Annotated in this window: 10 protein-coding genes, 1 tRNA gene and 1 pseudogene; 2 read left to right on the top strand and 10 right to left on the bottom strand. The window is 72.7% G+C overall.

Features of this window, described 5'->3' with window-relative positions:
• Positions 1-42 precede the first annotated feature (42 nt).
• Positions 43-750, top strand: coding sequence for a hypothetical protein (locus AB0302_RS00060; RefSeq protein ID WP_366370159.1), 708 nt, complete (start codon positions 43-45; stop codon positions 748-750).
• A gap of 8 nt (positions 751-758) precedes the next feature.
• Here AB0302_RS00060 and AB0302_RS00055 read toward each other — a convergent pair.
• The 8 genes from AB0302_RS00055 to glsA form a co-directional block, all read right to left on the bottom strand.
• Positions 759-832, bottom strand: a tRNA-Ile gene (locus AB0302_RS00055).
• A gap of 58 nt (positions 833-890) precedes the next feature.
• Positions 891-2,114, bottom strand: a complete 1,224-nt coding sequence (locus tag AB0302_RS00050; protein WP_366370157.1) for a glycosyltransferase — start codon at positions 2,112-2,114, stop codon at positions 891-893.
• 46 nt (positions 2,115-2,160) lie between these two features.
• Positions 2,161-3,102: a DMT family transporter gene (locus AB0302_RS00045; protein ID WP_366370155.1), complete on the bottom strand. Its 942-nt coding sequence runs from the start codon at positions 3,100-3,102 to the stop codon at positions 2,161-2,163.
• A gap of 7 nt (positions 3,103-3,109) precedes the next feature.
• Positions 3,110-3,751, bottom strand: a complete 642-nt coding sequence (locus AB0302_RS00040) for a CDP-alcohol phosphatidyltransferase family protein (RefSeq protein ID WP_298984891.1) — start codon at positions 3,749-3,751, stop codon at positions 3,110-3,112.
• 107 nt (positions 3,752-3,858) lie between these two features.
• On the bottom strand, positions 3,859-4,860 hold the full coding sequence (locus AB0302_RS00035) for a phage holin family protein (protein WP_366370154.1): 1,002 nt from the start codon (positions 4,858-4,860) through the stop codon (positions 3,859-3,861).
• Between the two features lie 161 nt (positions 4,861-5,021).
• Positions 5,022-5,858: an aldo/keto reductase gene (locus AB0302_RS00030; protein WP_298984895.1), complete on the bottom strand. Its 837-nt coding sequence runs from the start codon at positions 5,856-5,858 to the stop codon at positions 5,022-5,024.
• A 105-nt stretch (positions 5,859-5,963) separates the two neighbouring features.
• Positions 5,964-6,890, bottom strand: a complete 927-nt coding sequence (locus AB0302_RS00025) for an SDR family oxidoreductase (protein ID WP_298714600.1) — start codon at positions 6,888-6,890, stop codon at positions 5,964-5,966.
• 75 nt (positions 6,891-6,965) lie between these two features.
• On the bottom strand, positions 6,966-7,922 hold the full coding sequence (gene glsA, locus AB0302_RS00020) for a glutaminase A (protein ID WP_366370153.1): 957 nt from the start codon (positions 7,920-7,922) through the stop codon (positions 6,966-6,968).
• Between the two features lie 73 nt (positions 7,923-7,995).
• Between glsA and AB0302_RS00015 the strand changes: the two genes are divergently transcribed.
• Complete coding sequence (locus AB0302_RS00015; RefSeq protein WP_366370152.1) at positions 7,996-8,823, top strand: hypothetical protein; 828 nt, start codon at positions 7,996-7,998, stop codon at positions 8,821-8,823.
• Between the two features lie 110 nt (positions 8,824-8,933).
• Here the strand turns inward: AB0302_RS00015 and AB0302_RS00010 are convergent.
• Both AB0302_RS00010 and AB0302_RS00005 read right to left on the bottom strand, forming a co-directional pair.
• A pseudogene (locus tag AB0302_RS00010) lies at positions 8,934-9,470 on the bottom strand (YdhK family protein); the annotation flags it as partial.
• A gap of 738 nt (positions 9,471-10,208) precedes the next feature.
• The gene (locus tag AB0302_RS00005) at positions 10,209-11,276 is read right to left on the bottom strand and encodes a 2,3-butanediol dehydrogenase (protein ID WP_298984919.1); all 1,068 of its coding nucleotides are present in this window, start codon (positions 11,274-11,276) and stop codon (positions 10,209-10,211) included.
• Positions 11,277-11,640: the final 364 nt, after the last annotated feature.

The raw sequence follows: 11,640 nt of genomic DNA, 5'->3' as shown, positions 1-11,640 counted from the left end.
GTCGTCTGCGGTCAGGACGGCGCCAGGACTAGGCTGGCGGCCATGACCACCCTTCTCTGGGGCGCGGTGGCCGCGTCGTCGCTGCTGCTGGGCGCCGTGCTCGCCACCCTGCGTGACTGGCACCGGGGAACGATCGGCCTGATCCTCGCGTTCGGCGCGGGAGCCCTCATCGCCTCCGTGTCCTTCGAGCTCGCCGAGTCCGGAGTCGAGGCGGCCGGCCCGATGCCGGTGGGCGTGGGCCTCGTGGTCGGGGCGCTGGCCTACTTCCTCGGCAACGGCTACGTGGAGCGGCGGGCGAAGCACTCCGGGGGCGGCGCGTCCTCGGGCGCGTCCCTCACCGTGGGCGCGCTGCTGGACGGCATCCCCGAGCAGGTGGTGCTCGGCATCGGCCTGGCCATGGGCGAGGGGGTCTCGATGGCCCTGCTCGTCGCGGTCTTCATGTCCAACCTGCCCGAGTCCATCGCCGCCTCGGCGGACTCGCTGAAGGCCGGCAAGTCCAAACGCTCCGTGCTGCTGCAGTGGACCGTCGTGTTCCTGGTGTGCACCCTGGCGACCGGCGCGGGCGGCCTCCTCGCGGATGTCGCCTCCGCCTCCTTCACGGGGGGCGTGCAGGGCTTCGCCGCCGGCGCCCTGCTCGTGATGCTCATCGACACGATGGTGCCCGAGGCCCGCGAGGAGGGCGGTGAGACCGCCGGCCTGGTCACCGTGGTGGGCTTCGCGATCGGCGCGTTCCTCTCCCTCACCGGGTGAGGGTCCTGTAGGGCGTGCGGGACTTGAACCCGCGACCGAAGGATTATGAGTCCTCTGCTCTGACCGACTGAGCTAACGCCCCTGGCCCGCGCACCGGCGCGGGACCCGCCCATCCTAGCGAGGACGGGGCCGGCGTCGCCTCAGAGGGCCGCGCGGACCTCCGCCACCGTGGCACCGCGGTAGAGCCGCTCGAAGAGGTCCACGCTCTTCTCGGCGGAGTGCCGCACCGCCTTGGCGTGGGAGGCCTCCCCCATCGTCGCGCGCTCGGCGGCCGGGAGCTCCAGCACGCGGGCGATCCGCTCCGCGAGCGCGACGTGGTCGCCGGGCGGGAAGAGCCAGCCGTTGACGCCGTCGTCCACGAGGTGGGGCAGGGCCAGCGCGTCGGCGAGCACCACCGGGGTGGAGGCGCTCATGGCCTCGAGGGAGACCAGGGACTGCAGCTCCGCGGTGCCGGGCTGGCAGAAGACGTCCGCGCGCAGGTAGGCCCGGTGCAGCTCCTCCTCGGACACGTGCCCGCGCAGGTGCACGCGCTCCTCCACCCCCTCGGCGGCGATGACCTCGCGGAGACGGTCGCGCTGCTCGCCGTCGCCCACGATCTCCGCGTGTGCGTCGAGCTCGGGGCGGGTGCGCGCCAGGTGCGCGACGGCCCGGATGAGCACCTCCACGTTCTTCTCCACGGCCAGGCGGCCCACGAAGAGGATGACGGGGTGGTCCGGCTTCTCCACGACCTCGCCGGGGGCGAGCTCATAGGCCGCGGCGTCGATGCCGTTGGAGATCGGCAGGACCCGCTGGAGGCCGGCGTTCTCCGCCATGGCCTTCGCGGCGAGCGCGGTGGGGGTGGTGACCGCGGCACCCTTGCCCATGAGCCGGCCCATGTCCCTCCACGAGTTCCGGGAGACGATGTCCCGGAACCACTGGGGGAAGGGCAGGAAGGGGTCGAGGTTCTCCGGGATGAAGTGGTTGGTGGAGACGGTGCGGATGCGGCGCCGCTCGGCCTCGATGATCGCGGCCTCGCCGATGAAGTAGTGGCACTGCGCGTGGACCACGTCCGGCTGGACCTCGCGGAGGACGCGGCGCATCCCCGACTTCGCGTGCCACGGCATCACGAAGCGGTAGTACTCGTGCGTGAACGCCTTCACGGAGGAGAGCCGGTGCACGGTGGCCTCAGGGCGGTGCTCGACGGCGTCCGGGCCGGCCTCGTTGCGCGCCGCGATCACGTGCACGTCATGGCCGCGGGCGTGCAGCGCACGGGCGAGGCGGAAGCAGAACACGGCGGCCCCGTTGACGTCCGGGGGGTAGGTGTCCGCGGCGATCAGCACCGTCAGCGGACGGCCCTCGGACTTCCGGGGGGCGCGGTCGGTCACGGGTGACCCTCTCTGGACTCAGGTGGTGCCGCGGATCGGCGTCGGCTCAGCGTGCCTCGCGGCGGGCCACCACGTCCGGGTGGCTGCGGGAGAGCTGGATGATGCCCACGGTAGCAACAACGGCGGCGGCCATCAGGGCGGAGGCCACCCACAGGGGCAGGTGGGGGCGCAGCTCGTCCAGCACGGTGACGCCCACGAGCACGCCGACCATGGGGTCGACCACGGTCAGCCCCGCCACCACGAGGTCCGGGGGGCCGTAGCGGTAGGCGGTCTGCACGAAGTACACGCCCAGCAGGGCCGCGGCGGCGAGCACGGCCACTGTGCTCCAGGACGGGAGCCTCCCCTCGAGGATCCGCACCGCGGTGAGGCGCACGCACACGGCCACGAAGCCGTAGAGCACACCCGCCGCCACGATCGGGACGATCGCGCTCGCCCGCCGGCTCAGCCACGCGGCGGCGACGGCTCCCGCGGCCACCACGACCCACGCGATCAGCACCGTCTCGCGCTCCTGGGCGTCCGTGGGCACGGCGGTCGGCTTGGTGGCCTGCATGGTCACGAGCACGAAGCCCACGGAGCCCGCCATGCACGCCCCGACGGCGGCCCACGTGCGCGGACCGATCCGCAGGCGCTCCGTGCGAGCGTGCAGCACCGTGGTGATGGCCACCGCGATCGCGCCGATCGGCTGCACGACGCTCAGCGGGGCGTTGGCCAGGGCGATCACGTTGAGGGCGATGCCGGCCAGCATGAGCACGCCGCCGAGCAGCCAGACCGGGGAGCGCAGCATGGCCAGGGCCCCGTGCAGGGCGCCGCGGGCGCGCTCGGCGGTGGGCGTCGTCGTCGCCGGGGCGGGCGGGGCGGCCACCGTGCCGCCCGAGGGGATGGCCGCGGCGGGCGGCTGCGTGCCGCGCACGCCGGCGGCCTGGCGCTCGCTGCCGAGCGCGAGGAAGAGGGCGCCCACCAGCGCGCACAGGACCGGGATCAGGTACACGGGGTGCTCACCCGGCCCACGCCGCGCGGTCGCGGGGATCGACGCCGGCGGCCCGCAGGGCGGCGGCCTTCGCCACGGCGCGACGCAGGTAGTCGAGCGTGGCCGCCACGTGGAGGATGCTCCCGGCCGCCACGAGCACGAGCGACACGGCGGTCCAGACCGCCGTGTCGGCCTCCGGGACGCGGGAGAGCAGCAGCGCGGGGGCGCCGGCGAGCAGGATCGCCGTGCGGACCTTGCCCAAGACGGTGACGGTGAGCTCCGGGCTGCCGCGGAACAGCCACGCGGAGACGGCCGCGAGCACCAGGTCCGGGACGATCACGGCGAGCGCGAACCACAGCGGGGCGATCCCGGTGCCGACGAGCGTGACCGCGACGACCATGAGGGAGAGCCGGTCCGCCGCCGGGTCGAGCCAGGCGCCGACGGTGGACATCATGTCGAACCGCCGGGCCACGTAGCCGTCCACCCAGTCGGTGCAGGAGAGGACGGCCAGGACGATGAAGGCCGTCAAGTACTCCCCCGACGTCGTGAGCCACACGAACACGGGCACGAGCCCGAAGCGGGCGAGCGTGATGAGGTTCGGCGGCGTCAGCCAGTCCTCGCGCACGGTGTACGCATGCCCCTCCCGCAGGCCGGCATCGATCAGGCGCATCGCTCACTCCAGGGACGTCGGGCGGGTTCGGGACCACCCTACCGACGACGACGCCCCGATCCGCGCGGATCGGGGCGTCGACGTCGTGGGACCGCGGCCCCGGAGGATCAGTCGCGCTTCTTGCCCTTCGTGCCGAGGCGGGTGGCCAGGACGGCGAACGCGGTGGAGGAGGCGCCCAGGAGGGCCAGCGGCTGCCAGCGGTCCTTCACGTAGTCCTCGGCGGCGGCGGCCTGCTCGCCGGCGCGCGCGGCACCGGTGTACGGGGCGGTCTGGTCCAGGGCGTGCGCGGTGTCCGGGGTGGCGCCACGGCCCTTGCGCTGCGCGGTGAACGCGGCGATCTGGCCCTTCACGGAGGCGCGCTCGTCCAGGCCGGAGCGGATGTCGCCCAGGTGACGGCGGCGCAGGTCGGCGCGACGGCGGACCTCGTCCTCGGAGGCGGAGCCCTGCTCGGGATGCGGGGCGGCCTCGCCGCGCTTCTCCGCCTTCTTGTTCTCCTCCTGCTCGATCTTCTTCCGCTCGGCCTCGCGCTGCTTCTCGATGCGCTTGGCCTCGGCACGCTCCGCCTTGAGGCGGTCGTACTCGGCGGGGTCGAAGTCGTTGCCCTCCTTGAGGTAGCCAAGGTCGTACTCGAGGTTGCGGATGGTCTCGGCGGGCACGAGGGGCATGGCGCCCTTGACCTGCATGGCACCGATGCCGGCGAAGAGGAGGCCGAGCACCAGGAACGCGAGCGCCACCATGAGGGCGGGGAACCAGAACTGCGGGTCGGCGAACGCGCCGATGAGCGCCACCACGAGGGCGACGAGCACGAGGGCGAGGAAGAAGAGGCCGACAAGGGCCAGGGCGGCGCCGATGCCGGCCTTCTTGCCGGTGCCCTTGAGCTGACCCTTGGCGAGCGCGAGCTCGTCCTTGAGCTGCAGGGGCAGGAGGCGCACGACGGCGGCCAGGAGGTCGGAGAGGGAGCTGGCGCGCGTCTGGGCGGTGACCGGCGTGGTGGGGCGCGGGGCGCCGGCGGTGCGGGTCGTGCTCCCGGGGTCGGTGGTGGCGGCCGAGGTGGCCGGGCGCGGCGCGTCGACCCTCAGCGAGTCGGCGGCAGGGGCCTGATGGGACATGGGGTCATGCCTTCCGTGTGGTGCGGCGGAGGAGCGGCCGAAGCCAGGCGGCGGCCTCGTGAGGTGTTCGGATCAAAGTTATCACCGCCCGCCTCCGCGAGAGCGGGGGCGGGCGGCGGGCGCAGGCGACGACGGAGGCCGCGACCGGCTGAGTCGACGGGTCAGAAGTCGATGTCCGCCGGGTCCGGGCCGATGCGGCCGTCGGCGCGGTCGAGGCCGTCGATGCGGGCGATCTCGTCCTCGCTCAGCCGCACGTCCGCGGCGGCGAGGTTGGAGGCGATGCGCTCGGGCGTGACCGACTTGGGGATCACCACGTTGCCGATCGCGAGGTGCCATGCGAGGACCACCTGGGCCGGCGTCGCGCCGTGGGCCTCCGCGATCTCGGTGATCACCGGGTCCTCCAGGACGTCCCCGCCCTGGCCCAGCGGGGACCACGCCTCGGTGAGCATGCCGCTGCGCTCGCCGAATGCGCGCAGGTCCCGCTGCTGCCAGTAGGGGTGCAGCTCGATCTGGTGGATCACCGGGGTCACACCCGTGGCCTCGATGATCTCCTCGAGCTGGGCCTGCGGGAAGTTGGAGACGCCGATCGAGCGGACCCTGCCCTGGCGCTGCGCCTCGATGAGGGCCTTCCAGGTCTCCACGTACTTCCCCTGGGACGGCTTGGCCCAGTGGATCAGCCAGAGGTCCACGTAGTCCGTGCCGAGCTTCTCCAGGGACACGTCGAGCGCGGCGAGCGCCTCGTCGTACCCCTGGTCCGAGTTCCACACCTTCGTGGTGACGAACAGCTCCTCGCGCGGGACGCCGGCGGCCGCGATCGCGCGGCCCACGCCCTCCTCGTTGCCGTAGATCGCGGCGGTGTCGATGTGGCGGTAGCCAGCCTGGACGGCCTGCTTCACGACGTCGACGGCCACCTCGTCCTCGACGCGCCACACGCCGTAGCCGAGCTGGGGGATGGACTGGCCGTCGTGGAAGGGGACGGCGGGGACGGCGGTCGTCATGGTGCTCTCCTCGGGTTCGTGATGCTGGTCTCGGTGGCTGACTCTACGACGCGCGCGTCCGTGGCGCTGACGACGTCGCGCGGAGGCCGCTCACGGCGGGGAACGTCACGGGGTGGGGGTGCCGCCGTTCGCGTTCAGCGTGTCCCCCGTGACGTAGCTGGACTCGCCCGAGGCGAGGAACACGTAGGCGGGGGCCATCTCCACCGGCTGGCCGGCGCGGCCGGTCGGGGTGTCCTGGCCGAACTCCACGAGCCTGTCCATGGGCTGGCCGTAGGAGACCTGGAGGACGGTCCAGATCGGGCCCGGGGCCACCGCGTTCACGCGGATGCCCTTCTCCGCGACCTGCTGGGCGAGGCCCTTGGTGAAGTTGTTGATCGCGGCCTTCGTGGCGGCGTAGTCCAGGATCATCGGGTTCGGGTTGTAGGCCTGCACCGAGGTGGTGTTCACGATCGCGCTGCCCGGGCCCATGTGCTTCAGCGCCGCACGCGAGAGGGTGAACATCGAGAGGATGTTGATCTGGAACGTCTCGAGCACCTGCTGGTCGGTGAGCGTCTCCAGGCTGTCGGAGATCAGCTGCTGGCCGGCGTTGTTGACCAGGATGTCCAGACCCCCGAGGCCCTGCACGGCCTCGTCCACGAGCCCGTTGCGGTAGTCCTCGTCCAGCAGGCTGCCGGGCAGGGCGACGGCGGTCCGGCCCGCCTCCTCGATCGCCTTCAGGACGCGGTCCGCGTCGGGCTGCTCCTCGGGCAGATAGGCGATGGCGACGTCGGCGCCCTCGCGGGCGAACGCGACGGCGACGGCGGCGCCGATGCCCGAATCGCCGCCCGTGATGAGGGCCCGGCGTCCCTCGAGGCGGCCCTTGCCCACGTAGGACTCCAGGCCGATGTCCGGCACCGGATCCGTCATGATGTCCAGGCCGGGCGCGTCCTGGCGCTGCTCCGGCGGGGAGACCTTCGGATGGCGGGTGCTCGGATCGTCGTGGGCGAGCTGCGAGCCCTGCACGGGGCTGTCCTTCTGGTTCGTCTCGGTCATGGCCTCGACGCTACGCCGCGGATGCGGGGTGGTGGCAAGGGTGGGCGGGCCACCGGATCGGGGGGCCGGCGCAGGTCAGTCCGCACCGCGCAGCCCCGCCAGGGCGCCCCGGTGGCGCAGCACGTGCAGGTCCCACCGCTCGCTGAGGCGTTCGAAGATCCCGATGCCGCGCATCGAGTTGCCGCGCTCGTCGAGGCGGGGGGACCACGTGGCGATCCCGACGGCGCCGGGCACCGCGCCCAGCAGGGCCCCCGAGACGCCGCTCTTGGCCGGCACGCCGACCTCGGCCACCCACTGGCCGGTGGCGTCGTACATGCCGCACGTGAGCATGACGGAGAGGGACTGCTCGGCCACCCACTCCTGCAGCACGCGCTCCCCCGTGAGCGGGTTGACCCCACCGGCGGCGAGCGTGGCGCCCATGACCGCCAGCTGCGGCGCGGTGACGAGGATCGAGCACTGCGTGAGGTAGCCGTCCACGGCCTCTCGGGCCTCGATGGGCAGCACGCCCGGGTCGGCCAGCAGGTGGGCGAGGCCCAGGTTCCGGTCGGCCCGCGCGCTCTCCGCCGCGCGGACGTCCTCGGACACCTCGAGGCGGGCCCCGGCCATCGCGCTGTAGCGGTCCAGGAGCAGCCCCGCACGCGTCTGGGCGTCCTTCCCGGGGACGAGGGCGTGGGCCATGATCGCGCCCGCGTTGATGAGGGGGTTGTACGGGCGGCCGTCGTCGTGGAGGGAGAGGTGGTTGAACGCCTCCCCCGAGGGCTCGACGCCGACGTGCTCGAGCACCGCGTCCAGGCCGACCTCCTCGAGGACCACCGCGTAGGTGAGGGCCTTGGAGACCGACTGCAGGGCGAACGCGTGCTCGGCCTCCCCCGCCGAGGCCTGGTGCCCGTCCACCGTGCAGACGGCGGCGGCCAGGCCGTCCCGCTGCCGGCCGGCGACGTCGTCCAGGTAGTCGGATGTCTCCCCCGAGTGGTCCGGCTCGACCTCCTCGAGCGCGGCGGTGAGAGCGGCGTCGAGACGGTCGGTGTCCATGCCGGCCAGCCTAGTGGACGGGCCCTCGGTGGCTAGGGTGGGGGCATCCGTCCGCCCGTCGAGAGGCAGTCCCGTGTCCCGCGCCGACGTCACGACCATCCCGCCCGAGAAGTCCCGGCGGGTGCTGGCGGCCGAGGCGCTGGCCGCGCGGTGGGACCGGCCGATGGGCATGCTGGGCGTGCTCTTCCTGTTCGTGGTGCTGGGCCAGCTGCTCGTCACGGAGCCGCGCTGGGCTGCGGTGCTCACCTGGCTGGGCTGGGCGTTCTGGGCGGTGTTCCTCGGCGAGTTCCTGCTGCGCGCCTACATCGCCCGGTTCAGCACGGAGTTCTGGAAGCGGAACTGGTGGCAGGTCGTGTTCATGCTGGTCCCGTTCCTGCGGTTCTTCCGGGCGCTGCAGGCGCTGCGGCTGGTCCGGCTCGCCCGGCTCTCACGGGTGGCGCGCGTCGGCGGCATCCTCTCTGCCGGCATCCGCGGCTCCCGTTCCGCCGGGCGCCTGCTCTCCAGTCGCCTGGCGTGGCTGGCGGCGGTGACCGCCGTCGTGATCCTGGCTGCGAGCCAGCTGCTCTACGCCCTCGAGGCCGTGGAGGACTACACCGACGCGCTGTACCAGACGGCCATGGCCACCATCACGGGCTCGGGCATCGCGGCGGACCACCCGGGGGCACGCGTGCTGTCGGTGGCGCTCGCCGTCTACTCCGTGGCGGTGTTCGCCACCCTGGCCGGCTCCCTGGGCGCGTACTTCCTGCGGGGCGACGAGGCGAAGGAGCACGAGCGCGCCCGGCAGGACGAGGGGCTCGCCGAGGTGCTCCACGCCGTGGAGGAGGAGCACGCCGCGGAGGCCGCGGCCCGGCGGGCGGCCTGCGGACCGCGGGGCAGCCACCAGCGCGGGGCGCAGGAGTAGGGCCGTGAGGGTCGGGACCTCGGACTGGACCGACAGGCGCCGGCGCGGGACCTGCTCCCCCGCGGGGCTGCGGATCGCGGACCAGGTCGACGGCGTCACCGTGCGGGCCGGACCTCGTCCTCCACGACCCACTTGTGGTCCGTGACCTTCTCGCCGCCGTCCGTGGGGGTGTAGTCGACCTGGTAGGCGGTGGTGTCGAACGCGCCGGTGACGGTGGCCTCGGCGCCCTTCATGCCGGGCATGTGGTCGGCGGTCAGCGTGACCTCGGTGCCCACGGGGTAGGCCGGGTCGTCGGCCTCCTCGATGCCGGCCGGCGAGGGGCCGCCGTCCATCGCGTGCTCCATCGAGTGGCCTGCGTGGCCGGAGGCGGCGGCCGATCCGCTCGCGTCCTTGGAGCGCATGTCGTCCATGCGGCTGGCGGCGGCTGACGACGCGTCCGAGGCGGCGGATCCCACGGCTGGGCCCGCGGAGGAGGCCAGGGAGCTCGCAGCCGCCCCGATCGAGGGAGCGGCCGAACCCACCGCGGCACCCGCCGAGGAGGCGGCGTCCGTCACCTTCTCCTGGTCCTCGGCGGAACAGCCGGCGAGGGCGAGGGCACCCGCGAGAAGGGCGGCGGTCAGGGCGGGGCGGGTATGCGTGGAGCGCATGCGTGGAGCTCCTCCGTGCTCGTGCCGGTTGCGCGGCGCACCGGGCGTGCAGACCACTCCAGGTCGGCGGTCCGCGGTACTGCCAGGTCTCCGGTGAGCGGCGCGGACACCGTCATCGCGGAACTCCTGGGAGCACGGGGCGGGCCTGGCGCACATCCCTCCCTGCGGTGTGCCGAACACCACGGGTGATCGGTCCCCTCTGCGTGCACCAGTCCGTGCCTCCGGCCGGCGCATGTCCGACGTCCCGTCGCTCTCCGACGCCCAGCGAGTGCTGACCACTCCGATGCTCCCATCCCGGGCCGGCCCGTGGGTCATCTCCTTCTCGGAGACGGGCCCCATGGTCAGGCGATCCTCGACCGCGCGGGCATGCTGCTGAAGGCAGGGTGGCACGCCAGTGCCACGGCGCAGCGGGGCCGAGTCCGTCGCGATGGCTCCGGGCATACTCGTCCGAGCACATCGCGATCCCGCGCCCCTGCCTGATCCGGTGGGAGCGCCGCTCCACAGCATTGCTGCCCCGGTAGCGCAGGCGTTGGTCCTCGCCGACGTCGATCGGCCGCCCGGGGCGACCGCGGCGGTACGCGATCTGATCGGCCCTCGCGGGGATCGAGCGCCATTTCCCGAACCTCTCGGGCAGGTCCCGCCACGGAGCCCCGGTACGGAGCCTCCACGTCCCGGAACGCTGTGGCTCCACGCCCTCGTCGGGCGGATGCGGGCCGGCGAGGTGGTCGAGACAGGCGCTCAGAGGCCCTTGCCGGAGGGGGAGACCAGGATCTTCACCGCCGTCTCGTTGTGGTGGATGAGGGTGTCGAAGCCCTTCTCGACGATGTCGTCGAGCGCGATCTTGCCCGTGATGAACGGCTTCAGGTCCAGGTCCCCGTCCTCGAGCATCTTCACGGTGTCCGCGTGGTCATGGGCGTAGGCGATCGTGCCGCGCAGGTCGATCTCCTTCATGACGAGCTTGTGCAGGGCGACCTTGGGCTCGTGGCCCCAGATGGACTCGTTCACGATCACACCGGCCGGGCGGACCGCGTCCAGCAGCATGTCCAGGACCACATCCACCGAGGTGCACTCGAACCCGACATCGGCACCGCGGCCGTCCGTCAGCTCCTTGAGCTTGGCCGGCACGTCGACCTCACGCGGATCGAACGCGTCGTCGGCCACGCCCGCGTCGAGGACCTTCTGGCGGCGCAGCTCGGAGAGCTCGGAGACGTACACCCTCAGGCCCTTGCCCTTGAGCACCGCCGCGGTGAGGGCGCCGATGGGGCCGGCGCCGCCGATGATCGCGGTGCCGGAGGTCGGCGACCCGGCGCGGACCCAGGCGTGGTGGGCCACGGAGAGCGGCTCGATGAGGGCCGCCTCGTCCAGCGCCACGGAGTCCGCCACCGGGTGGACCCAGTGCCGGTCGACGGCGATCTTCTCGGCCAGCCCGCCACCCTCGCCGCCGAGGCCGATGAAGTTCATGTCCGGGGCCAGGTTGTAGTGCTCGTCGTCCCGATGCTCGGGGCGGATGATGTAAGGCTCGACAACGACCGACTGCCCCACCTCGAGGTCCGTGACGCCCTCGCCGAGCGCGGCGACGGTGCCTGACATCTCGTGCCCGAGGGTCACAGGGGCGGAATCGCCGGAGATCGGGTGGGGGTGCCCGTGCGGCGGGATGAAGATGGGGCCCTCGAGGTACTCGTGCAGGTCCGTTCCGCAGATGCCGCACCAGGCGACGTCGATCAGCACCTGGCCGGGGCCGGCCGTGGGCGTGTCGATCTCCTCGATGCGGATGTCCTTCTCGCCGTGCCAGCGGGCTGCGCGCATGGTCATGATGACTCCTCCTGCTGTGTGTGGATGGTCCATCGAGGACACCTACGGGTCCTCTTGCACCTCAAGACACTCCCACCGTTCCACACCCTTCCCCTGAATCCGAGGTCTCGTGGTCGCCGGCGTCATGAACGGGGTGAGGGCGGGTCAGCCCCTGTCGGGTCCGCCGTGAACCCAGTCTGACGTGATGCTCTCGCGGGAGCCGGGGGCATGTAGAAGGGATGTTGAAGCGTCCCGGGTTTCGTGCCGCTCCTATGTGGGTGCCAGCTCTCGGTTGAGGGCGGCGTAGTAGGCAGTCTCGTACTCGGCCGGGGTGGTCATAGCCAGGGACGAGTGGAGCCTTCGATTGTTGTACCACTCG

Origin of the sequence: Micrococcus sp. NPDC078436 (assembly GCF_040702705.1) — a bacterium.
Taxonomy (GTDB): domain Bacteria; phylum Actinomycetota; class Actinomycetes; order Actinomycetales; family Micrococcaceae; genus Micrococcus.
This window is presented reverse-complemented; position numbering and strand designations above follow the sequence as displayed.